Origin of the sequence: Burkholderia sp. S-53, assembly GCF_025560745.1 — a bacterium.
In the GTDB taxonomy this organism is placed as follows: domain Bacteria; phylum Pseudomonadota; class Gammaproteobacteria; order Burkholderiales; family Burkholderiaceae; genus Burkholderia; species Burkholderia pyrrocinia.
In genome coordinates, this window is sequence record NZ_CP090483.1 from 1,705,407 (window position 1) to 1,727,644 (window position 22,238).

The following is a 22,238-nucleotide window of genomic DNA, read 5'->3' on the forward strand; positions in this document are numbered from 1 at the left end:
AGAACATGAACAAGTGGCGATGGGCGGGGTGGGTCGGCGGCGTGGCGTTGCTGGCTTCCGGCAGTGCAATGGCAGGGCATGTCGACCTGTCGGTCGGCATCGGCGTACCGGTCGCACCGGTCTATGTCGAGCCGGCGCCGGTCTATGTGGCGCCGCAGCCGGCCGTGGTCGCCTATCCGGGCTACGGATACGGCTACTACGGCGATGACGACGACGATCGGTATCGCAAGTGGCGCAAGCACTATTACAAGCATTGGCACAAGCACCACGGCGACGACGATGACGATTGATCCCGGGGTCGGCGCCGCCCGCGCGCATCAGAACGCGTAGTCGGGGTTTTTCGGGTCGAATGCGGTGTCGTCGAGTGTCGCCGGCGCAATCTTCTCGATGACGATCCGCTCGAAGATCCTGCCGTCGTTGTCATAGGACTCGACGGTCCGGAAATAGGGCGCGTGCAGGTCGAGCCCGAGGACTTCCTTTTTCGCGTAGAACTGCGGCCGGCCGGTCGGCGTCTCGTAGGTGAGCGCGACGACGCGCACGCCGCCGATCGTTTTTGCCTCCACCCGGGTCGGCCGCTGCACGCCGGCTTCCTCGTATTTCTTCCCTTCGGTCAGGTACAGGTTCGTGATGAACTCGGTGCCGAGATCCTTCACCTGGTGATTCGACTGCGCGCGTGCGAGCGCGCCATCGAGCGCCGTCCACAACGGAATCTTGCCGAGCAGGCCGCCGAGATGGCCATACATCTCGTCCTTGCGCTGCGTCGTGTCGTAGATCGTCTCCTGTCCGGCATGCGCGCCGCCCGGCAGCCATTTCGCATACACCCGCAGCGGCTCGCGCGTGGTTTTCACCAGCATGCGGTCGGGGGTGTCGGACCATTTCCCGCTGATGCGCTCCTGGCGCACCATCGTGAACTGGTACGCCGGATAGCCGTTAGGACCATTGCGGATATAGAGCGGCACGGCGAGCGGATCGAGCGCCTTGAAGAGCGTCGTGAGCGTCGCGTCATCGAGCTGCGCGAGCGTTCCGCGCTGCGCGACCGTGCGCAGCCAGCGCGCCTGTTGCGCGACCGGCTCGCGCGTGACTTTCGCCAGGTCCGCCGGCAGCGCGATTTCCTGTGCCGCGCTCGCGGCCTCGGCCGTTTCCTGCGCGTGCAGGCCCGGTTGCGCGAGCGACAACATGCATGCGACTGCCGCGGCGGCGGCATGCCGCGCGCTGCGCTTCTTTCCTTCGTTCATCGACAGCGTCTCCCGGAGCGATGGATCGTTCAGCCTTGCTTCGCGGCCTTGATCCTGGCGAGTTCCTCGTCGCGCAGCGCGCGGCGCAGGATCTTGCCGACGTTCGTCTGCGGCAGTGCGTCGCGGAACTCGACGAATTTCGGCATCTTGTAGCCGGTCAGGTTCTTGCGGCAGTGCGCGAGCACGTCGTCGACCGTGAGCGACGGGTCGCGGCGCACGACGAACACCTTGATCCGCTCGCCCTGCACCTCGTCCGGAATGCCGATCGCGGCGGCCTCGCTGATGCCCGGATGCATTACGAGCACTTCCTCTATCTCGTTCGGATACACGTTGAAGCCGGACACGAGGATCATGTCCTTCTTGCGGTCGATGAGGCGAATGAAGCCGCGTTCGTCCATCACGCCGATGTCGCCGGTGCCGAGCCAGCCGTCGGCGTCGATCACCTTGGCCGTCTCGTCGGGACGCTGCCAGTAGCCGCGCATCACCTGCGGACCATGCACGCACAGCTCGCCCGGCTCGCCGATGGCGGCCCAGGTGCCGTCCTCGCGGCGAAAGCGCACGACGGTGGACGGGGCGGGCAGGCCGATCGAACCGCTGAACGAGGCCATGTCGTCCAGGTTCACCGGGTTCATCGTGACGATCGGCGAGCATTCGGTGAGGCCGTAGCCTTCGACCACCGGCCGGCCCGTCACCTGCTGGAAGCGCTCCGCGACCGCGCGCTGCATCGCCATCCCGCCCGCCATCGCGAGCTTGAGCTTCGAGAAGTCGCGCTGGCGGAATTCCTCGTTGTCGAGGAACGCGTTGTACAGCGTGTTGATGCCGGTGATCCCGGTAAACGTTTCGTTGCGGATGATCTTCATCACCATCTTCATGTCGCGCGGGTTCGCGATCAGGATGTTGCGCCCGCCGAGCCCCATGAAGATGAACGCGTTCACCGTCAGCGAATAGATGTGATAAAGCGGCAGCGGCGTGAGCACGGTTTCGACGTCGCCCGACACCTGGTCGGCGATCCACGCCTTCGCCTGCAGCAGGTTCGCGATCAGGTTGCCGTGCGTGAGCATCGCGCCTTTCGCGACGCCGGTCGTGCCGCCCGTGTATTGCAGGAACGCGAGGTCGTCGCGCGTCATCTGCACGGGCTGCGGTTTGCCGCGCGCGCCGAGCGCGAGTGCGGAGCGCAGCCGGATCGCCTGCGGCAGGTGGTAGGCCGGCACGAGCTTCTTCACGTGCTTCAGCACGAAATTGATCAGGCGTCCTTTCGCATTGAAGCCGTCGGCGAGCAGGTCGCCGAGCGCGGTGACGACGATGTTCTTCACCTGCGTTTCCGGCAGCGCCTCCTGCAGCGTGCTCGCGAAGTTCTCGAACACGACGATCGTCTGCGCGCCGCTGTCCTTCAACTGGTGCGCGAGTTCGCGCGCGGTGTAGAGCGGGTTGACGTTGACGACGATCGCGCCGGCCTTCAGCGTGCCGAACAGCGCAACCGGATACTGGAACGTGTTCGGCAGCATGATCGCGACGCGGTCGCCGGGCTTCACGCCGAGGCTTTGCAGATACGACGCGAACGCGTCGACTTTCTGCGCGAGCGTGCGATAGGTCATCGATGCACCTGCGCTCACATAGGCGACGCGCCCGGCGAAGCGTGTCGTGCATTCGTCGAAGAACTGCACGAGCGACGCGTATTGCGCGACGTCGATTTCGTGCGGTACGCCGGGCGGGTATGACGCGTACCAGATGCCGTCGGTGTTCGGCGGAACCTGGGCCGCTGCGGTTGCTGCGGAAGATGACATGACTTGTCTCCGGTCTTTGCTTTCGGCGGGAGCAGGCGCTTTTATGCGTGCCCGTGCCCCATGCTTCACGGGCGATCAACGCGGGCGCCTCGACGCGCCGCATGACCCCGCGTATCAATCAATTCGTGAACAGGAAGTCGCGCGTGGCCTCGCGCGTTCAGTTCGCGGAATGCAGCGTCGCCGTATCGGCGATCGCCGCACTGGACGGCAGCCCGAACGCTTCGCTTGCTCCCGCGTCGTCGAGCACCGCCGCGAAGATCGACAGTTGCGCGCTGTCGGGCATCGGCGCCTTCAGCGCGGCGACGATCAGCGACGACAGCCGCGCGATCATCTGCACGTCGTTCATCGTGCGGCCTTGCGAGAACTCGTCGATCAGGCTTTCCGTCTCGGCCCCCGCGAGCGCGCCGGACAGCGCGCCGATCGCGAAGTGCAGCCGCCAGCCGAGCTCCGTGCGCGGCAGGTGCGGCAACGCGCGCTGGAACGCGTCGAAGAAGCGGCCCGCGACGCTCGCGTAGTGCGCGGTCAGGAAGTTGCGCACGAACGGCGACGGATCCGTGTACGCGCGGCCGATCAGCCGGAGGAACCCGGGCCCGCCGCGGTCCGGGTTGCGCGATGCCTTCAGCGCGGGAATGAACATCGCGCCGAGCACGTGCTCGCAGGTGATGTGCGTGCCGAGCTGCGCATCGAAGCGGTCGAGGATGCCGAGGCGCTCCTGGTTGAGCTGATCGAGCCGGCGCGACAACATCGCGTGAATCAGCGCTTCCTTGCTGCCGAAGTGGTAGTTGACCGCCGCGAGGTTGACCGCCGCGCGCGACGTGATCTGGCGCATCGACATCGCCTCGAAGCCATGCTCGATGAACAGGTCCTCGGCCGCATCGAGGATGCGCGCCTTTGTCCCGCCGGTCTGCCGAGTGCCGGATGACCGCGCCCCGGACGGCCGTCCCGCGGATGGCCGCCCCTCCTGACTTACTGCCATGTTCCGCCTCCCATGCCGGTTGCCCGGCCGCGAACAGGTGATTTGATTATCTGATTCAAACAGTCGTTTTTATTAAGATAAAAAATCGCGGGCAGAGCGGGCAAGCGGGGAATCTGGACAAATTCCTCTAGTTCGATGTGCGAATGCGGAAAATATGGCGCGCGGCCCCGGCGGGACGGGGCACGCGCGATGGTGCGATGCGGCAATGCGCAGGTTTAGCCGACCGTGCTACGCGTATTGACCGATTGCGTCATGTCGATGCCGCGCCGCTCGCGGCTGAACAGGATCAGCACGGCGATCACGACGGCGACGATGCCGGCCACGAGCGCGAGCGCCAGGCTGTAATTGTTGCCGTGCGAAACGGCGAGCGAGGCCTGCATCGTTGCGTTGCCGGACGCGAACAGGTTGCCGAGCTGGTAGACGACGCCGGGGAAGGTCGCGCGGATCTCGTCCGGCGAGATCTCGTTCAGGTGAACCGGAATCACGCCCCACGCACCCTGCACGGAGATCTGCATCAGGAACGCACCGGCGGCGAGGGCGACCGGGCCGCTCGAGAACGCCCACAGCGGCAGCACGGGCAGCGCGATCAGCGCGGCGATGAAGATCGTGCGACGCCGGCCGATCCGCTCCGAGAGCGCCCCGAACGACAGCCCGCCGACGATCGCGCCGATGTTCAGCACGATCGTGATCCATGACACGGTATGCGGATCGAAGTGATGCTGTTCGCGCAGGAACGTCGGATAAAGATCCTGCGTGCCGTGCGAGAAGAAGTTGAACGCGGTCATCAGCACGATCGCGTAGATCGTGAGCTTCCAGTTCTGCTTCAGCGTGGCCCCGAGGCTCGGGCGCGGGCGTTTCTCCATCTGTTTCCATGCCGGCGATTCGGGCACGTGCGTGCGCACGTACAACACGAGCAGCGCGGGCAGCACGCCGATCATGAACATCCCGCGCCAGCCGATGTATTGATAGAAGAGGCCGAACACGACTGACGCGAGCAGATAGCCGCTCGGATAGCCGGCCTGCAGCAACCCCGACACGAAGCCGCGCGCATGGGTCGGCACGGTTTCCATCGTCAATGCGGAGCCGACGCCCCATTCGCCGCCCATCGCGATGCCGAACAACGCGCGCAGCACGAGCAGCGCGGTCAGGCTCGGCGCGAAACCCGACGCGAGCTCGAGCAGCGAGTAGCATGCGATGTTGACCATCAACGTCGGGCGGCGGCCGAAACGGTCGGCGAGCCGGCCGAAGATCAGCGCGCCGAGCGGGCGCATCGCGAGCGTCAGCGTGAGCGCGAACGCAACGGCGGGGATCGTCGACGCGAATTCGGCGGCGATGTCCTTCAGCACGAAAACCATCAGGAAAAAATCGAACGCATCGAGCGTCCAGCCCAGGTAGGCGGCGATCGTGACGTTGCGTTGTTCGCGGGTCCAGCTCATGTCCGAGGTCTCCTCGTTGGCTTGCGCGCTCGCGATGTGCATGCGGATGCCGGCCCGGCTTGCGCGCGGTGCGGGGGCAATGATCGAGTGTAGGCCGCGGCGCCGTGCGATGTGGGGCGCGATAAAGCCGAATCGGGAATAATCCCTACGAAATGAACTGTTTCGGAAACTGAAACGGAGCCGCGCCGGACCGGCGACAGGCATCTGTATCATTCCGGAAGGCTGTTTGTATCTGTTTTGTAATGCGCTCGATGAGCATCGTCACCGAATCAGGAGTCCCGATGAACGAACGTTCCGCTGCCGCGCTGCCGGTGCTCGAAACCGCCAGGCTGTGGCTGCGTCCGCGCGTGCTGGCCGATCTCGATGCGTGCATGGCGATGGATCGCGATCCCGAGGTCACGCGGCACATCGCGGGCCCGTGGCACGATCCCGACGAGCATCGCCGCTTCGTCACGCACCGGATCACGCGCGACTACCCGCCGGGCCTCGGCTACTGGTCGATCTTCGAGAAGGCCGCGCCCGATGCGTTCATCGGCTGGGTCCTGCTGATTCCAGACTATGCGGACGGTGCGCGCGACGTCGAGATCGGCTGGCGGCTCGTGCGCACGACATGGGGGCGCGGCATCGCGAGCGAGGCTGCGGCCGCCGTCGTGCGTCACGCGTTTGATACCGTGCGCCTGCCGCGCGTGATCGCCGATATCGCCGAGGCCAACAGCGGCTCGCTGAACGTCGCGCGCAAGCTCGGGATGCGTCGCGTGAGCGTCGTGCACGACGGCATTCCTTACATACGTCATCGTCTCGAGCGCAACGATCTGCGCGCCTAGTGTCGGTCGTATGCGCGTGTGGGCGGTTGTCAGAGATCGTCAATCGCACGCATATCGAGGTCATGACGTATTAACGGCTCGCGCGATCAGGAGTATCGTTGCCGGAATTTCGCAACATGGGGTACGACCATGGCACTCGGCACCGACGTTCATCTCATTCCCGTCAGGCTCGACGCGCTGCGTCCGACGCAAATGACGGTCGGCTATCGCGAAGTCAAGGCGAAGCGCAAGCACTGGAAGGCGCTCGACAAGCGCGCGCGCAAGGCCGCGATCGAATCGCACTGGTTCCCGGCCGTCCTCGGCCCGGACGGGTTGCACTACATCACCGATCATCACCATCTCGGCCTCGCGTTGATCGAGGAGGGCGAGTCGCGCGTGAACGCGATGCTGCTGAAGGATCTGTCGTGGCTCGACGATACGATCTTCTGGCGGATGATGGAGCACAACCAGTGGGTGCATCCGTTCGGCGCGGACGGCACGCGCCGCGACTATGCGCATTTGCCGAAGGTGCTGACCGGGCTCGAGGACGATCCGTACCGCAGCCTCGCAGGCGAACTGCGTACGGCGGGCGGTTATGCGAAGGACGCGACGCCGTTCAGCGAATTCCTGTGGGCCGATTACCTGCGCCAGCACGTGTCGCTCGACCAGATCCGCAAGAACTTCACGAAGGCGCTCGACGTCGCGCTGCACCGCGCGCACGAGCAGGATGCGCGTTATCTGCCCGGCTGGTCGGGCGTCATCGCCGTCAAACCCTGACCGGCACCGACTGCCTCATGACGAGCGCCCCGATCCGCCCCGACGCCGGCCTGCAGCATGCCGACCATTTCTCCGCGCTCGACGCGGCCCCGCCGCCGCCCACGCGGCGCATCGGTCTCGATGCGCTGGCCGGCCTGTCGATCGCCGGGTTGCTGATTCCCGAGGCGGTCGCGTATGCGGGGCTGGCCAACCTGCCACCGCAGGCCGGTCTCATTGCGCTGCTGTCGGGGCTCGTCGTCTATGCGCTGACGGGCAGCAGCCGCTTCGCGATCGTATCGTCGACGTCATCGTCGGCCGCCGTGCTCGCGGCGACCGTGCTCGCCGAATCGGGGCTGGCGCTAGCCGCGCAACTCGCGCTGGCGGCGGCGCTGGTCGCGATGACGGGCGTGCTGTTCATCCTGGCGGGCGCCGCGCGGCTCGGCGGCATGTCGGATTTCGTCGCACGGCCCGTGTTGCGCGGCTTCACCTTCGGCCTTGCACTGACGATCGTCATCAAGCAGTTGCCGAAGATTCTCGCGATTTCCGTGCAGCACAGCGATGCGCCGCATGTCGCGCTCGACCTGGTCACCGGTGCGCCGCATGCGAACCTCGCGAGTGTCGTGGTCGGCGCGACCGCGCTGGCGCTGCTGTTCGTGCTCGGGCGCCGCTCGCGCGTGCCCGCGACGCTCGTCGTGATCGTGCTGTCGATCGCGGCCGGTTATGCGATCGACTGGCAGCGATACGGGATCGCGATCGTCGGCCATATCGACTTTCGGCACCTCGAATTCGGCCTGCCGGATCTCGACCGCAATGCGTGGATGCAGACAGTCGAGCTTGCGTTCGCGCTGATGCTGATCCTGTATGCGGAGTCGTACGGGTCGATCCGCAACTTCGCGCTGAAGCACGGCGACAGTGTGTCGCCGAACCGCGACCTCGTCGCGCTCGGCTGCGCGAACCTCGTGTCGGGCCTGCTGCACGGGATGCCGGTCGGTGCCGGCTATTCGGCGACGTCGGCGAACGAAGCGGCCGGCGCGCAGTCGCGCTTTGCCGGCCTCTGGGCAGCGGGCGTGGTCGCGCTGATCGTCTGGCTGTTGCTGCCGCAGCTCGCGCGCACACCGGAGCCCGTGCTCGCGGCGATCGTGATATTCGCGGTCAGCCACTCGCTGCATCCGTCCGTATTCAAGCCGTACTGGGCCTGGCATCGCGACCGGCTCGTCGTGATCGCCGCGCTGCTTGCGGTGCTCGTGCTCGGCGTGCTGCACGGGCTGCTCGCGGCGATCGGCGTGAGCCTGCTGCTGACGCTGCGCAAGCTGTCCGAGCCGAACGTCAGCGTGCTCGGCCGGCTGCGCGACAGCCATGACTTCGTCGACGTCGCGAGCCATGCCGAAGCGAAACCGGTGCCGGGCGTGCTGATCGTGCGGCCCGAGGCACAACTGTTCTTCGCGAACGCGGACCGGATGCTGAATCGCGTGCGCGCGCTGATGAAGGCCGCGCCGGACACGCATACCGTGCTGCTGAGCCTGGAGGAAACGCCGGACGTCGACGGCACGACGATCGAATCGTTGCGCACGTTCGCGGCCGAATGCACGGCGCGCGGGCTGCGGCTTGCGATCGTGCGGCTCAAGATGCACGCACTGCATGCGTTGCACCGCGCGGCGGACGATACGCTGCGCGACGGCGCGATGTCCGAACTGAGCGTCGACGAGAGCCTGCAACTGCTGCAGGCCGGCATGCCGCCGGGCGGCAGCGACGGAACGACCGCCGCGTGACGAGGCGACGCGGCGGCGCGTTCTATCGCGAAAGCACGGTGTCGGCGGCGCGATCGATCATGTCGGCCACTTCCGCAGCCGTCGGCGCATAGGCGCCTGCATGCGCACAGGCGACCGCCGCGCACGCGGCCGCGTAGCGCAGATGCTCGGCGGCCGATGCATCGGGACGCGCAAGCTGGCTCGCGAGCCAGCCGCCGATGCTGGCGTCGCCGCAGCCGACCGTGTCGGCGACCTCGGTCGGGAACGCGGGCTGGAACAGCACGGTGTCGCGATGCAGGAGCTGCATGCCGGACGCGCCGCGCGTGACGAGCATCGTTGCGTCGGGCGCCCACGCGCGCAGTTGCGCGAGCGCAGCCGCTTCGTCGAGTTCGGGAAACAGCCCGTGCAGATCTTCGTCGGATACCTTGATCCAGTCGGCGAGCCCGGCCAACCGGCGCAGCGTGTCGCGATACGACGGCGCGGCCATCGGCGCGCGGTAGTTCGGGTCGAACGAGATCCGCTTGCCGGCCGCGCGCGCAGCCTGCGCCACGTCGATCAGGCGCGACGCGAGCGGTTCACGCACGACGCCGAGCGAGCCGATGTGCACGATCTCGGCTGCGTCGAGCGCGCCGGCGGGCAGGTCCGCCGGATCGAACGCGAGATCGGCGCTGTTCTCGCCGATGAAGAAATAGTGGGGCGGCTGCTTCGACACGACCATCGCGAGCAGCGGTGCGCGGTCGACCTGCCGGATGAAGCGCATGTCGAGCCCCGCGTCGGCGCTCTTGCGCATCAGTTCGTCGCCGAAGATGTCGCGGCTGACCGTGCCGGCGAATGCCGTCGGCACGCCGAGTCGCGCGCCGACGCGCGCGACGTTCCAGCATGAGCCGCCGGCGACGCTGTGCCAGCGTTGCGCGTCGTCGCGGATGAAATCGGTCAGCGCTTCGCCGAATACGATCAGGCGGGGGAACGTCGTCGTCATGTTGAAACCTGGTGGCGCGGCCGTGCAGCGGTTGAAGTGAGCGGGCGGGCAGCGCCGGCCGTCGCGCGCGGCGACGCGGCCCGGCACCGCCCGGTTCCGTGGGCGAGTAGAGCGACCGGCGCGATCAGCGCGGGGAGCTCCAGCCCTTGTAGGTTGTCACGTTGTCGCGCGTGATGAGCGTCGGCTCGATCAGGATCATCGGATTGGCCGGCTTCTGGCCGTTCATGATCCCGTAGCCGACGTTGACGGCCTGCTGCGCCATCGCCCACGGGTCCTGGCTCGACGACGCCTGCACGAGCGTGTTGGACTTGAGCGCGACCTCGATGTCGGGCGCGCCGTCGACCGACGTGATCACGATGCCCGGACGGTTCAGCTGTTTCGCGGCGAGATCGCTGCCGATCGCCTGCGGGTCGTTGATCGTGAACACCGCATCGAGCTTCGGAAAGCGCGTCAGGTAGCCCTGCATCGCGTTCATCCCGCCTTCGCGCGAGCCCTTGCCGTCCTGGTCGCTCGACAGCAGCTTGATGCCCGCGTTTTTCGCGAGCACGGTCTTGCAGCCGTTGACGCGATCGATCACGGCCGATACCTGCGGGCCGTTCTCGATGATCACGTTGCCCTTGCCGTTGAGTTTCTTCGCAATGTAGTCGCACGCCAGCTCGCCGGCCTTCACGTTGTTCGTCTGCACGGTCGCGTTCGCGCCGGCTGCCGCGACGTCGACCGCGACGACCGTGATGCCGGCCGCCTGCGCCTTCTTCACCGCCGGCTCGATCGCCTTCGGGTCGGTCGCATTGAGCAGGATCATGTCGACGTGCGCGGAGATGAAGTTGTCGATCTGCGTGAACTGCTTGTTCAGGTCGTAGTCGGCCGACACGGCCGTGACCTTCGCGTTCGGGTTGAGCTGCTTGGCGCGCGCTTCGGCGCCCTTGACGATCGTGACGAAGTACGGGTTGCCGAGCGACCCGACCGTGACGCCGATCGATTTGAGCGGCTTGTCGGCTGCGTGCGCAGCGGAAGCGCCGAATGCGAGCGCGCAGGTGATGGCGGTCAGGGCGGCTTTGTGCTTGAACATGTCGTTGTGTCTCCGTGAGGTCGGTGGGCGAACGGGCGCAGGAGGACCTGCCTGCGCCGCAAGGTTGAATGGACGGGAAGGGGTCAGGTGCGCGCCGAATCGCGCTGGCGGTAGCGATCGAGCGCGACGGCGCCGATGATCACGAGCCCCTTGATGATGTATTGCCAGATGTCGGACACGCCGAGCAGCACGAGTCCGTTCGTCAGTACCGCGATGATCAGCGCGCCGATCAGCGTGCCGACGATCGAGCCGACGCCGCCGACGAAACTCGTGCCGCCGAGGATCACCGCGGCGATCGCATCGAGTTCGTACGACTGGCCGAGCTGCAGGCCGTTGGCCGCATAGAGCCGCGCGGCCGACATCACTGCGCCGAGGCCCGCGAGCAGCCCCGACGCCGCATACACGAACATCTGGATTGCCCGCACGTTGATGCCCGACAGGCGTGCGGCTTCCGGATTGCCGCCGACCGAATAGATCCGCATCCCGAGCACGGTACGGCGCAGGATGAACCACGAGATCGCGATCACCGCGCACGCGATCACGACGAGCCACGGCACACCGAGGATCGTGCCGTTGCCGATGAACGCGAACGGCAATTGCGGATTGAACACGGTCGTGTCGTTGCCGATCAGGCGTGCGACGCCGCGCACGGCCGTCATCGCACCGAGCGTGACGATGAACGGCGGCAGGCGCAGGAACGAGATCAGGCCGCCGTTGATCGCGCCGAACACGAGGCCGACGACGAGCGCGAAGGGCACGCCGAGCCAGCCCCAGCCGGGGATGGTCGACGCCAGCAGCGCGGCGACGGCCGCGGCGGCGAGCACCGAGCCCACCGACAGGTCGATGCCGCCCGTCAGGATCACGAAGGTCATGCCGGCGGCGAGCACGATGTTGATCGACGCCTGCTGCGTGACGATCGACAGGTTCTGCAGCGTGAAGAAGCCGTCGGTCAGAAGGCCGAAGCCGACGCACAGGACCAGCAGTACCGGCAGCATGCCGGCGGTGCGGATCAGCGACTGCATGCGTGCGCGATGATCGGCGGCGCGTACCTGGGGTGTACGATCGCCCACCGGATGGGCCGTCGCGGAAGCGAGGTTCCGCTGCTTGGTCGGGTTGATCATTTCGGTAACCTGAATGTAAGAGTCGAATGAAAGAGCGCGGCTCAGTGCGCGTCGGCGAGTTCGGCCTGCGAGCCGGTCGCGAGCGCGATGATGGCTTCCTGCGTGATGGGCGTGTGCGTGTGGCCGCCGAGTTCGCCCGCGATCTCGCCTTCGCGCATCACGAGCACGCGATCGGCGACGCCGATGATTTCGGGCAGCTCGCTCGAGATCACGATCACGCCGACGCCGGCACGGGCCAGTTCGTTGATGATCCGGTAGATCTCGGATTTCGCGCCGATGTCGACGCCGCGCGTCGGTTCGTCGAGGATCAGCACGCGCGGCTTCGTCTCGAGCAGGCGCGACAGCAGCACTTTCTGCTGGTTGCCGCCCGACAGCGCACCGACGTTGACGTTCGCGTTGGGGACGCGGATCGACAGCGACGTTATCGCGTCGCGCGCGCGATCGGCGCCGCGTGCGAGGTCGAGCGCGCCGAGCCGGGCATCGCGGTTGCAGACCGAGATGTTGATGTTGTCGCGCACGCTCATGTCGAGGAACAGGCCCTGGCGCTTGCGGTCCTCGGTCAGGTAGACGAGCCCCGCATCGATCGCGTCGCGCGGCGAATGCGCGCCGAACGTGCGGCCGTCCAGCATCACGTCGCCGCGCACGCGCGGTTCGGCGCCGAAGATCAGCCGCGCGAGTTCGGTGCGGCCGGCACCGACGAGCCCCGCGATGCCGAGCACCTCGCCGGCATGCAGGTCGAGGCTGCAGCCGCGCACGCGCGCGCCGTCGGCGATGTCGCGTACCGACAGCAGCAGATGGCCGGGATCGTACGGTGCGTGTTCCTTCTTGTAGAAGCCGGAGATGTCGCGGCCGACCATCATCGCGACGAGACGCTCGGCCGACAGCGATTCGCGTTCGAGCGTGCCGACGTACGCGCCGTCGCGCAGCACCGACACGCGGTCGGACAGTTCGTAGATCTCCGCCATCCGGTGGCTGATGTAGATGATCGCGAGACCTTCCTCGCGCAACTGGCGGATCAGGCGGAACAGGTGCTCGGTTTCGCGCGACGACAGCGGCGTCGTCGGCTCGTCCATCACGAGGATGCGTGCGCGGGTGTGCACGGCGCGCGCGATCTCGACGAGCTGCTGCTCGGCGATCGACAGCGTGTCGACGAGCGTTTCGGGCCCGAACGATGCGCCCAGGCGCGCAAGCACGTCCTGGCAGCCGCGCGCCATCGCGGCGCGGTCGATCGTACCCCAGCGTCGGTTGCCACGGCGCAGTTCGCGGCCGATGTAGATGTTTTCCGCGACGCTCAGGTTCGGCGACAGACACAGCTCCTGGTAGATCACCGCGACACCGGCATCGCGCGCGGCGAGCGGGCCGTCGATGTCGATGCGTTCGTCGTCGATCAGGATTTCGCCGCCGGGGTCGGCGCGGTAGGCGCCCGACAGGATCTTCATCAGCGTCGATTTGCCGGCGCCGTTCTCGCCCATCAGCGAATGGATCTCGCCCGGGTAGACGGTCAGGCTGACGTTGTCGAGCGCGCGCACGGCCGGAAACGTCTTGCTGATCTTGCGCATTTCGAGCAGCGGGCGGGGCGACTCAGACCGCGACATGGTTGACCTCCTGCGAATCGGTGCGGGCGCCCTGGAGGATGCCGGCCCGCGGGGAGAAGTTGAAGAACATCGGCAGCGTGGCGGCGCCGATCGCGCCGGCGTCGGCGCCGAACGTGCCGCGCACGAGCGTCGGCGTGCCGCGCGCTTCGGGCGCGGTGGCAACCAGCGCCGAGCGCAGGCGCGTCGTGACCGCGTCGAGCAGACCCGCATCGGTATCGGCGTCGAGCACGACTACCGGCGCATCGACCACGCACAGCACCGCGCGCAAGGCCGGCGCGAGTGCGTCGACGCAGTCGTCGATCCATTCGTCGACGGCCGGCAGGCCGCGGGCGATGCACGCTTCGAGATCGGCGCGGTTCTCGACCGTCTCGCCGTGATGGCGCAGATGGCGCACGAGCGCATGCAGCGACGCGCGCGCGAGCAGGATGTCCCACGGGCCGCGCGGCGGCGGCGCGGACGCCAGCCGGCTCGGCGGCACCGGAATCACGGCGATGTCGCCTGCATTGCCGGTTACGCCGCGCAGGCAGTCGCCGTCGATCGCGATGCCGCCGCCGATTGCCGGCCCGATGAACAGGTAGACGAAATCGTCGCACTGCCGGCCGTATCCGTAGAACAGTTCGGCGATCGCGGCCGCGTTGCCGTCGTTTTCGCCGAACACCGGCAGCGACACCGCGTGACCGAGGTCGCTCGCGAAATCGACGTCTTCCCATGCGCGGAACGTGTCGGGTGCGAGGCCGAGTTCGCGCATCCACGCGCCGAGGTTGTACGGCTGCGCGACGCCGATGCCGGTCAGGCGGGCGCGTTCGTGGTCGGGGAGCAGGGCCTGCATCGCTTCGATGTCGTGACGCACGATCTCGAGCACGTCGGCGGGCGGAGGCAGCAGCGTGTCATGCGAGCGGCGGCCGAGCACGTCGCCCGCGAAGTTGACGAGTGCAGTCTCGATGCGCATCCGGTCGAGATGGACGCCGATGCCGAATGCACCGCGCGGGTCGAGGCGGATCAACGACGCCGGCTGGCCGCGCTGGCCTTCGGTGCGGCCCGCGAATTCGATCAGCTTCGCGTCGGCCAGCGACGCGATGATGCTGCCGACCGCCGTGCCCGTCATGCTCGCGAGACGCGCAAGGTCGGCCTTCGACGCGCTGCCTGCGCGGCGCAGCGTCTTCAGCAGCAGGCGCTCGTTGTAACGGCGCACGTTGGCCGAATTGCTTCCCTGGCCGATGTGCGGGCTTCTCATGGCGTCTCCTTCCATGTTGCGCCGTGCGGCAGCGCATTAAATAAATCACGTTGATTTATTTAACCGCGAGAGCGCTGGCATGTCAGCCTAGGGAAATCCCGGTTTTTGCCGTGGGTGAAGGGGGGCAGTGCGGCCTCGTGAAATGGGGATGGGTCGCGGATGCCGAGGCGAAAACTTTGGAATTTGCCGGGTGGGCGTGCGTTCGCGGGGGAGAGACGACGATTTGTCCATCCGGAAGATGGCGAGGGAAGGGAGGGCACACCGTGTGGATCAACGCCGCGGTGTGAATGATGCAGGACCGGAAATGAAAAAAGGTCGGCTGAAAGCCGACCTTTTCAAATGAGTGGTACCCAGGAGAGGACTCGGTCACACGAGCGCGACCCCGGCTGCGCTTGCAAGCGCAGCCTTTCGAGTCCTCACGCAAAGCGCGCAGGCGCTTTGCTTCCTGGGCCTGAAAAAGAAAAAGGCCGGCTAGAAGCCGACCTTTTCAAATAAGTGGTGCCCAGGAGAGGACTCGGTCACACGAGCGCGACCCCGGCTGCGCTTGCAAGCGCAGCCTTTCGAGTCCTCACGCAAAGCGCGCAGGCGCTTTGCTTCCTGGGCCTGAAAAAGAAAAAGGCCGGCTAGAAGCCGACCTTTTTAAATAAGTGGTGCCCAGGAGAGGACTCGAACCTCCACGATGTTGCCACCGCTAGGACCTGAACCTAGTGCGTCTACCAATTCCGCCACCTGGGCACGTTTCGCTTGCTGCGATGCGAAAGACCGCAATTATAGCGTGCCCGAACAGCTTGTCAACAGATTTTGCGCGGACTTTGGGGGGCGAGAAAGAGGCGCGTGTCTGATGCGCCGTGTTCGCACATCGCTTCCGGGTCGATCCCGAAGGATTGCCGCCGAACAGGAATGAGCGAATTTCCTGAACGCATGTTCAAGTCCGTTGCCGCAGAAGTTATCGTCGACGGGTGCCTGTCGTGTCGCGCCGACTCGCGAATGCAGGCGGCGGACGCCGCGATTGTCCGCTCGCTTGGCGACACCGTGCGCTCGTGTATTCGCCGGCCGCAATGGAGCGCGCGGCGCATCCAGGCGAAGTCATTTGCATTGCGATAATTTCTGTTACTATCGCAGTAACGTTTATTTGCGGAATGATCCGCGTCAAGGAGTTCCTCATGTCTGAAATCGCAGTGGTTTTTCATAGCGGCTACGGCCACGCGGCCGTCATTGCGGACGCAGTCGCTCGTGGTGTCGAGAAAGTCGATGGAGCGTCGGTCAAGTTGATCCCCGTCGACGCGATCGACGAACACTGGGAGTACCTGGAGCGTGATGCCAAGGCGATCGTCTTCGGTTCGCCGACCTACATGGGCAGTGCGTCCGCGCAGTTCAAGGGCTTCATGGACGCATCGTCGAAGCATTGGGGCAAGTGGCGAGACAAGCTGGCGGCCGGCTTCACGGTGTCGGCTTCGCAAAGCGGCGACAAACTGGCGACGCTGCAGCAACTGGCGGTCTTCGCTGCCCAGCATCAGATGCTGTGGGTCAGCCTCGGCCTGATGCCCGGCAACAACAACAGCAAGGGTTCGGTCAACGATCTGAATCGGCTCGGGTCGTTCCTCGGTGCGATGGCGCAGGCAAATGCGGACGAGGGCGGCGATGCGATTCTCGAGAGCGACCGAAAGACGGCCGAAGTGCTGGGCGAGCGCGTCGCGATTGCCGCGAAACGCTGGAACGGCGCCTGAAATCAATGGCCGGGTGACCATGTCTCGACGGTCGTCCGTTCGGCGGATGGGTGGGGCCGATACGTGATCGAAGTGCTTGACGCGTGCCGGCGACGTTCGCTGAATATCTCGAATTCGCGGCCTGTATCGCGCTTGGTGTTCCGGGCCTGAAATGAAAAAAGGCCGGCTAGAAGCCGACCTTTTTAAAAACAGATGGTGCCCAGGAGAGGACTCGGTCACCCATGCGCGACCCCGGCTGCGCTTGCAAGCGCAGCCTTTCGAGTCCTCGCGCAAAGCGCGCAGGCGCTTTGCTTCCTGGGCCTGAAAAAGAAAAAGGCCGGCTAGAAGCCGACCTTTTTAAATAAGTGGTGCCCAGGAGAGGACTCGAACCTCCACGATGTTGCCACCGCTAGGACCTGAACCTAGTGCGTCTACCAATTCCGCCACCTGGGCACGTTTCGCTTGCTGCAGTGCGAAGACCGCTATTCTAGCGTCTCTTCGAAGTCTGTCAACACAATTTCATCCGAAGCGATAAAAATATTGCGCTCTTGTGCGACGGGGGTCTCACGCGCCGACCGGATCCGCGCGTTTCGCCGCGAAATTCCAGCGCAGCGCCTGTCGCGTATCGACATGCGCCGGCAGCAGTCCGGCGGCGAGGAACGTGTCCGCGATCTTCTGCTGATCGCCGAAGTTTTGCGCGACGACTGCGCGGACAAGATGGCTGCGTCGTGCGTTCGCGCGCACGATCGTCGCCGCGTCGAGCCCCCAGATCGGCGCGAGCGTATTCGCGGCCTCTTGCGGGTGGTCGCGCAGCCACGTGCCGGCCTGAGACAACTGGTCGAACAGGATCTGGACGACGTCCGGTCGCGCGGCGGCAAAACTGCTCGATGCGAGGTAGTAGCGCTGGTACGACGCGAGTCCGCTGCCGTCGGCCAGGACCGCACGTCGGGATTTCGGTCGACCGACGCGACGTAGGGATCCCACGTGATCCATGCGTCCACGCTGCTGCGCTCGAATGCCGCGCGGCCGTCGGCGGGCGTCAGGTAGTGGATCGCCGCATCGGCGGGCGCGAGCTTCGCGCGTGCGAGCGCGGCGAGCAGCAGGTAGTGGCTGCCGGCGGCCTTCGTGACCGCGATGCGCTTGCCTTTGAGAGCGGCGAGCGTGCGCAGTGCGCTGCCCTGCTTGATGACGATTGCCTGTGCTTTCGGCGACGGCGCTTCGTACGCGACGTACGCGAATCGCGCATGCGCGGCTTGCGCGAAGGCCGGGACCGTGTCGGCGACGTCGGCGCTGAAATCGACGGCGGAGCGCAAACCCGCCGCCGGTATCAAGGCGCGACGGTATGCGGCATGGAAGGATTTCGACATTGCGACTCGGCAGAGGAGGGTCCTGCTGTCGATGTGGATTGGCAGCGCGACGACGCCTTTTGCGTTGTCGAAGTTGCTCGGGGTCGACGCGGGGCCGAACGCGCCTGCTCGGCAAACAGGAGAGCAAGGGGCTCGTCGAGCGTTCGCGCAGCATGAGCGATCGGCGGGCCGTGAACCTCGCGTTGACTGAAGCGAAGCAGGCGGTTGCCGCGCAGATTCCGGAGATCGCATCGAAGGTGCTCAATGCCCGTCTGCGGAAATTCACGAAGGCCGGGTTCGACGAACTGTGCCGGTCACTGTGCAAGTTCATCGGCGACGAAGTCGCGCCTTGTTCCCGGTGCCGGAAATGAAAAAAGGCCGGCTAGAAGCCGACCTTTTTAAAAACAGATGGTGCCCAGGAGAGGACTCGGTCACACGAGCGCGACCCCGGCTGCGCTTGCAAGCGCAGCCTTTCGAGTCCTCGCGCAAAGCGCGCAGGCGCTTTGCTTCCTGGGCTTGAAAAAGAAAAAGGCCGGCTAGAAGCCGACCTTTTTAAATAAGTGGTGCCCAGGAGAGGACTCGGTCACACGAGCGCGACCCCGGCTGCGCTTGCAAGCGCAGCTTTTCGAGTCCTCGCGCAAAGCGCGCAGGCGCTTTGCTTCCTGGGCCTGAAAAAGAAAAAGGCCGGCTAGAAGCCGACCTTTTTAAATAAGTGGTGCCCAGGAGAGGACTCGAACCTCCACGATGTTGCCACCGCTAGGACCTGAACCTAGTGCGTCTACCAATTCCGCCACCTGGGCACGTTTTGCAGTAGCTGCTTGCTGCAAAGAAGCGAAATTATAGCGCCCCAATTATTCGTGTCAACACTTTTTTGCGATGCATCGCAAACCGGCTGCCGTCGCGGCTGCCCGCGGCATTCCCGTCTTTTGGCGACACAGGCGGATGATAGAATGACCCGCCGCCGTCAATATAGAACTGTCTGACGGACACCTCTATGTTGATGCCGTGCACCATCAGTCAACGCAACGAGAACAATCATCGACAAACCCTTGAGCAAATATCCGTACCCCATTCCGAGCCGTGAAGAAATTCTCGGCGTGCTGCGTACGAGCGACGCGCCGCTGGCTGCCAACGACATCGCCGAAGCACTGTCGATCAAGCGTCAGGAGCGCGAGGGGTTCTTCCGGCGTGTCGCCGCGATGGAGCGCGACGGCCAGATCCGCCTCGACAAGCGCGGCCACTACCAGTTGACCCATCCGTCGAATTTCGTCGCCGGGCGCGTGCAGGGGCATCGCGATGGCTACGGGTTCGTGATCCGCGACGACGGCCAGGACGACCTGTTCCTGCCGAACGGCGAAATGCAGAAGGTGATGCACAACGATCGCGTGCTCGCGCGAATCGTCGGCTACGATCGCCGCGGCCGGCCGGAAGGGCATGTCGTCGAAGTCACCGAGCGCGCGAACAAGCGCGTGATCGGCCGCCTGCTCAACGAGAACGGTGCGCTGATCGTCGCGCCGGAAGACAAGCGCATCGGCCACGACATCCTGATCACGCAGAACGTGAAGAAGGCGAAGGTGGGCCAGGTCGTCGTCGTCGAGCTGACCGATTTCCCGAGCCGCCATTCGCAGCCGCTCGGCCGTGTCGTCGAAGTGCTCGGCGACATCGACGATCCGGGCATGGAAATCGAAATCGCGGTGCGCAAGTACGGCGTGCCGCATGAATTCAGCCAGCCGGCGCTCGACGAAGCCGCCGCGCTGCCCGACAAGGTTCGACCGGCGGACCTGCGATTCCGCGTCGATCTGCGCGACGTACCGCTCGTGACGATCGACGGCGAGGACGCACGCGACTTCGACGACGCCGTCTACTGCGAACCGGTCAAGGTCGGCCGCGGCGACGGCTTCCGGCTGATCGTCGCGATCGCCGACGTGTCGTACTACGTACAACCGGGCAACGGGCTCGATGCCGACGCGCTCGAACGCAGCACGTCGGTGTATTTCCCGCGCCGGGTGATCCCGATGCTGCCGGAGAAGCTGTCGAACGGCCTGTGCTCGCTGAACCCGCAGGTCGATCGCTGCGTGCTCGCGTGCGACATGGTGATCACCGCGCGCGGCGAGATCAAGGCGTACCAGTTCTATCCGGCCGTGATCCATTCGGCTGCGCGCCTCACGTACACCGAAGTCGCGGCCGTGCTGTCGAACACGAAGGGGCCGGAGGCGGCGCGCCGCGCGGAGCTGCTGCCGTACCTGCAGAACCTGTACGGCGTCTACAAGTCGCTGTTCGCCGCACGGCAGAAGCGCGGCGCGATCGATTTCGACACGACCGAGACCTACATCGTCTGCAACTCGCAGGGCAAGATCGAGCAGATCGTGCCGCGCCAGCGCAACGATGCGCACAAGCTGATCGAGGAATGCATGCTGGCCGCGAACGTCTGCGCGGCCGACTTCCTGAAGCGCAACAAGCATCCGGGCCTGTACCGCGTGCACGCGGGGCCGACGCCGGAGAAGCTCGAGAACCTGCGCGCGTTCCTGCGCGGCATGGGCCTGTCGCTCGGCGGCGGCGACAAGCCGCATGCGAGCGACTACGCGGCGCTGATGGCGCAGATTCGCGACCGGCCCGATGCGCAGATGCTGCAGCCGATGCTGCTGCGTTCGATGCAGCAGGCCGTCTACAGCCCGGACAACATCGGCCACTTCGGTCTCGCGTACGAGGCGTATGCGCACTTCACGAGCCCGATCCGCCGCTATCCCGACCTGCTCACGCACCGCGCGATCTACTCGATCCTGTCGGGCAAGAAGTACGTGCCGAAGGCGCCGGAGGGCTTCGAGCTGAACACCGCGCTGTCGCCGCGCGCCCGCGCGATGCAGCAGGCCGACGACGAAGCGCGCAATCGCTCGCGCTCGAACACGGCGATCTGGGAAGAACTCGGCCTGCACTGCTCGGCGAACGAGCGACGTGCGGACGAAGCGTCGCGCGACGTCGAGGCATGGCTCAAGTGCTATTTCATGCGCGACAAGCTCGGCGAGGAATACGGCGGGATGGTGAACGGCGTCACGTCGTTCGGCATCTTCGTGCAGCTCGACACGCTGTTCATCGAAGGGCTCGTGCACGTCACGGAACTCGGCTCGGACTACTTCCAGTACGACGAGATCAAGAACGAGCTGCGCGGCGAACGTACGGGCATCCGCTATCGCCTGTCGGACCGCGTGCGCGTGCAGGTGAGCCGTGTCGATCTGGATGCGCGCAAGATCGATTTCCGCCTCGTGCGCGATACGCCGGTGAAGGCGCCGCGCCCGGCGTCCGCACCGGCTGCCGCAGGTGCCGGTGCCGGTGTCGATCGCAACGGCGGCCCGCGCGTACGCGCGCTGCCGCCGGCGGAGGAGTTCGCGCCGCGTCGCAAGAAGGCCGCGAGCGCGCCGAGCGCCGCGGTGAAGGAAGCGCAGGCCGCGCGTGCCGCCGCGAAGAAGAAGAGCGGCGGTGGCAGTGGCGGCGCGGCGGCGAAGCCGACTGCGAAGAAGCCGCGCGCGCGCAAGAAGTATTGAGCGTTCGGGGCGGCGCAAGCGCACGCCCTGCAGTATCGAGAGACGCCGCGTCACCGGTCATCGGCCGGCAACGCGGCGCTTTCCTTTTCCATGGATCGCGGCTGCGCGCGTCGCGCGGCCGCACGTTTGATCGAAGGTTGTTCCAGTCATGTCACGTCTGAAGGTTCTTTACGGTTTTCATGCGGTGACCGCACGTTTGCGGCACGATGCATCGACGGTTGCGGAGGTGCTGTACGACCAGACGCGCCGCGACCGCCGCATGCAGGACTTCCTGCACACCGCGAAGGAAGCGGGCGTGCGGCTGATCGCGGCCGACGAAACGCGCCTGTGGGGCCTCGCCCATACCGAGCGTCACCAGGGCGTCGTCGCGCGTGTCGAGGACGTGCCGCTCGCGCAGAACCTGTCCGAGCTGCTCGACGGTATCCAGGGCCCGGCGCTGCTGCTCGTGCTCGACGGCGTCACCGATCCGCACAACCTCGGCGCGTGCCTGCGCGTTGCCGATTCGGCCGGCGCGCATGCGGTGATCGCGCCGCGCGACCGTGCGGTCGGCCTGAACGCGACCGCGGCCAAGGTGGCGAGCGGCGCGGCCGATACGGTGCCGTACATCACGGTGACGAACCTCGCGCGCGCGCTGCGCGAGCTGAAGGAAGCCGGCGTGTGGATCATCGGCACGTCGGACGAGGCGTCGTCGACGCTCTACGACACGAAGCTCGACGGCCCCGTCGCGCTCGTGATGGGCGCGGAAGGTGAAGGCATGCGCCGGCTCACGCGCGACACCTGCGACGATGTGATGAGCATCCCGATGGCCGGCAGCGTGGAAAGCCTGAACGTGTCGGTCGCAAGCGGCGTGTGCCTGTACGAAGCCGTGCGCCAGCGGCGCGTGAAGGCCTGACGCAACCTGTCTCGCGCGA

Annotated in this window: 17 protein-coding genes, 3 tRNA genes and 1 pseudogene; 8 read left to right on the top strand and 13 right to left on the bottom strand. The window is 66.0% G+C overall.

Annotated features, from left to right (window positions below; all coding sequences use genetic code 11):
* Positions 1–5 precede the first annotated feature (5 nt).
* Positions 6–290: a hypothetical protein gene (locus tag LXM88_RS12845; RefSeq protein WP_262542678.1), complete on the top strand. Its 285-nt coding sequence runs from the start codon at positions 6–8 to the stop codon at positions 288–290.
* Between the two features lie 27 nt (positions 291–317).
* Here the strand turns inward: LXM88_RS12845 and LXM88_RS12850 are convergent, their stop codons facing one another.
* The 4 genes from LXM88_RS12850 to LXM88_RS12865 all read right to left on the bottom strand — a co-directional run bounded on the left by LXM88_RS12850 (position 318) and on the right by LXM88_RS12865 (position 5,431).
* Positions 318–1,235, bottom strand: a complete 918-nt coding sequence (locus LXM88_RS12850; protein WP_262542679.1) for a DUF1571 domain-containing protein — start codon at positions 1,233–1,235, stop codon at positions 318–320.
* Between the two features lie 29 nt (positions 1,236–1,264).
* A complete protein-coding gene (locus LXM88_RS12855; protein WP_262542680.1) occupies positions 1,265–3,019 on the bottom strand; it encodes an AMP-binding protein in 1,755 nt (584 codons plus the stop codon).
* Positions 3,020–3,176: 157 nt separating this feature from the next.
* A complete protein-coding gene (locus LXM88_RS12860) occupies positions 3,177–3,995 on the bottom strand; it encodes a TetR/AcrR family transcriptional regulator (RefSeq protein WP_262542681.1) in 819 nt (272 codons plus the stop codon).
* Between the two features lie 215 nt (positions 3,996–4,210).
* Complete coding sequence (locus LXM88_RS12865) at positions 4,211–5,431, bottom strand: MFS transporter (RefSeq protein WP_262542682.1); 1,221 nt, start codon at positions 5,429–5,431, stop codon at positions 4,211–4,213.
* Positions 5,432–5,712: 281 nt separating this feature from the next.
* On the opposite strand from LXM88_RS12865, the gene LXM88_RS12870 reads away from it, so the two are divergent.
* The 3 genes from LXM88_RS12870 (at position 5,713) to LXM88_RS12880 (ending at position 8,759) form a co-directional block, all read left to right on the top strand.
* Complete coding sequence (locus LXM88_RS12870) at positions 5,713–6,255, top strand: GNAT family N-acetyltransferase (protein ID WP_262542683.1); 543 nt, start codon at positions 5,713–5,715, stop codon at positions 6,253–6,255.
* Positions 6,256–6,384: 129 nt separating this feature from the next.
* On the top strand, positions 6,385–7,011 hold the full coding sequence (locus tag LXM88_RS12875) for a ParB-like protein (RefSeq protein WP_262542684.1): 627 nt from the start codon (positions 6,385–6,387) through the stop codon (positions 7,009–7,011).
* A gap of 17 nt (positions 7,012–7,028) precedes the next feature.
* Positions 7,029–8,759 carry a SulP family inorganic anion transporter gene (locus LXM88_RS12880; protein ID WP_262542686.1) on the top strand — a complete coding sequence of 577 codons (1,731 nt, stop codon included), beginning with the start codon at positions 7,029–7,031 and terminating at the stop codon, positions 8,757–8,759.
* 22 nt (positions 8,760–8,781) lie between these two features.
* Here the strand turns inward: LXM88_RS12880 and LXM88_RS12885 are convergent, their stop codons facing one another.
* From LXM88_RS12885 to LXM88_RS12910, 6 genes are all read right to left on the bottom strand, one after another.
* Positions 8,782–9,717 carry a carbohydrate kinase family protein gene (locus LXM88_RS12885; RefSeq protein WP_262542837.1) on the bottom strand — a complete coding sequence of 312 codons (936 nt, stop codon included), beginning with the start codon at positions 9,715–9,717 and terminating at the stop codon, positions 8,782–8,784.
* Positions 9,718–9,841: 124 nt separating this feature from the next.
* Positions 9,842–10,786: an ABC transporter substrate-binding protein gene (locus LXM88_RS12890; RefSeq protein WP_262542687.1), complete on the bottom strand. Its 945-nt coding sequence runs from the start codon at positions 10,784–10,786 to the stop codon at positions 9,842–9,844.
* Positions 10,787–10,869: 83 nt separating this feature from the next.
* A complete protein-coding gene (locus LXM88_RS12895; RefSeq protein WP_047900555.1) occupies positions 10,870–11,907 on the bottom strand; it encodes an ABC transporter permease subunit in 1,038 nt (345 codons plus the stop codon).
* Positions 11,908–11,948: 41 nt separating this feature from the next.
* Positions 11,949–13,502, bottom strand: a complete 1,554-nt coding sequence (locus LXM88_RS12900) for a sugar ABC transporter ATP-binding protein (protein ID WP_262542688.1) — start codon at positions 13,500–13,502, stop codon at positions 11,949–11,951.
* Positions 13,489–14,736: an ROK family protein gene (locus tag LXM88_RS12905; protein WP_262542689.1), complete on the bottom strand. Its 1,248-nt coding sequence runs from the start codon at positions 14,734–14,736 to the stop codon at positions 13,489–13,491. Before LXM88_RS12905 ends, LXM88_RS12900 begins: the two co-directional genes overlap by 14 nt.
* Positions 14,737–15,384: 648 nt before the next feature.
* Positions 15,385–15,471 (bottom strand) — tRNA-Leu (locus LXM88_RS12910).
* Between the two features lie 165 nt (positions 15,472–15,636).
* Between LXM88_RS12910 and LXM88_RS12915 the strand changes: the two genes are divergently transcribed.
* Both LXM88_RS12915 and LXM88_RS12920 read left to right on the top strand, forming a co-directional pair.
* Positions 15,637–15,840, top strand: a complete 204-nt coding sequence (locus LXM88_RS12915; protein WP_262542690.1) for a hypothetical protein — start codon at positions 15,637–15,639, stop codon at positions 15,838–15,840.
* Positions 15,841–15,899: 59 nt separating this feature from the next.
* On the top strand, positions 15,900–16,463 hold the full coding sequence (locus LXM88_RS12920; RefSeq protein ID WP_174421459.1) for a flavodoxin family protein: 564 nt from the start codon (positions 15,900–15,902) through the stop codon (positions 16,461–16,463).
* Between the two features lie 345 nt (positions 16,464–16,808).
* On the opposite strand, the gene LXM88_RS12925 is transcribed toward LXM88_RS12920, so the two are convergent.
* From LXM88_RS12925 to LXM88_RS12935, 3 genes and pseudogenes are all read right to left on the bottom strand, one after another.
* Positions 16,809–16,895, bottom strand: a tRNA-Leu gene (locus LXM88_RS12925).
* Positions 16,896–17,006: 111 nt separating this feature from the next.
* Positions 17,007–17,746, bottom strand: a pseudogene (locus LXM88_RS12930) (ABC transporter substrate-binding protein); the annotation flags it as partial.
* Between the two features lie 755 nt (positions 17,747–18,501).
* Positions 18,502–18,588: transfer RNA gene (locus LXM88_RS12935), tRNA-Leu, on the bottom strand.
* Between the two features lie 249 nt (positions 18,589–18,837).
* Between LXM88_RS12935 and rnr the strand changes: the two genes are divergently transcribed.
* Positions 18,838–21,327, top strand: a complete 2,490-nt coding sequence (gene rnr / locus LXM88_RS12940; protein WP_262542691.1) for a ribonuclease R — start codon at positions 18,838–18,840, stop codon at positions 21,325–21,327.
* A 148-nt stretch (positions 21,328–21,475) separates the two neighbouring features.
* Positions 21,476–22,219 (top strand): 23S rRNA (guanosine(2251)-2'-O)-methyltransferase RlmB, encoded by a 744-nt coding sequence (rlmB, locus tag LXM88_RS12945; protein WP_262542692.1) that lies wholly within the window; start codon positions 21,476–21,478, stop codon positions 22,217–22,219.
* Positions 22,220–22,238 lie beyond the last annotated feature (19 nt).

Coding starts and splice junctions, on each gene's coding strand:
- LXM88_RS12880 (WP_262542686.1), top strand. CDS start 7,029: ATGACGAGCGCCCCGATCCGCCCCGACGCCGGCCTGCAGCATGCCGAC.
- LXM88_RS12920 (WP_174421459.1), top strand. CDS start 15,900: ATGTCTGAAATCGCAGTGGTTTTTCATAGCGGCTACGGCCACGCGGCC.
- LXM88_RS12865 (WP_262542682.1), bottom strand. CDS start 5,431: ATGAGCTGGACCCGCGAACAACGCAACGTCACGATCGCCGCCTACCTG.
- LXM88_RS12850 (WP_262542679.1), bottom strand. CDS start 1,235: ATGAACGAAGGAAAGAAGCGCAGCGCGCGGCATGCCGCCGCCGCGGCA.
- LXM88_RS12875 (WP_262542684.1), top strand. CDS start 6,385: ATGGCACTCGGCACCGACGTTCATCTCATTCCCGTCAGGCTCGACGCG.
- LXM88_RS12870 (WP_262542683.1), top strand. CDS start 5,713: ATGAACGAACGTTCCGCTGCCGCGCTGCCGGTGCTCGAAACCGCCAGG.
- LXM88_RS12895 (WP_047900555.1), bottom strand. CDS start 11,907: ATGATCAACCCGACCAAGCAGCGGAACCTCGCTTCCGCGACGGCCCAT.
- LXM88_RS12915 (WP_262542690.1), top strand. CDS start 15,637: ATGAGCGAATTTCCTGAACGCATGTTCAAGTCCGTTGCCGCAGAAGTT.
- LXM88_RS12855 (WP_262542680.1), bottom strand. CDS start 3,019: ATGTCATCTTCCGCAGCAACCGCAGCGGCCCAGGTTCCGCCGAACACC.
- LXM88_RS12890 (WP_262542687.1), bottom strand. CDS start 10,786: ATGTTCAAGCACAAAGCCGCCCTGACCGCCATCACCTGCGCGCTCGCA.
- LXM88_RS12885 (WP_262542837.1), bottom strand. CDS start 9,717: ATGACGACGACGTTCCCCCGCCTGATCGTATTCGGCGAAGCGCTGACC.
- rlmB (WP_262542692.1), top strand. CDS start 21,476: ATGTCACGTCTGAAGGTTCTTTACGGTTTTCATGCGGTGACCGCACGT.
- LXM88_RS12905 (WP_262542689.1), bottom strand. CDS start 14,736: ATGAGAAGCCCGCACATCGGCCAGGGAAGCAATTCGGCCAACGTGCGC.
- LXM88_RS12845 (WP_262542678.1), top strand. CDS start 6: ATGAACAAGTGGCGATGGGCGGGGTGGGTCGGCGGCGTGGCGTTGCTG.
- LXM88_RS12860 (WP_262542681.1), bottom strand. CDS start 3,995: ATGGCAGTAAGTCAGGAGGGGCGGCCATCCGCGGGACGGCCGTCCGGG.
- LXM88_RS12900 (WP_262542688.1), bottom strand. CDS start 13,502: ATGTCGCGGTCTGAGTCGCCCCGCCCGCTGCTCGAAATGCGCAAGATC.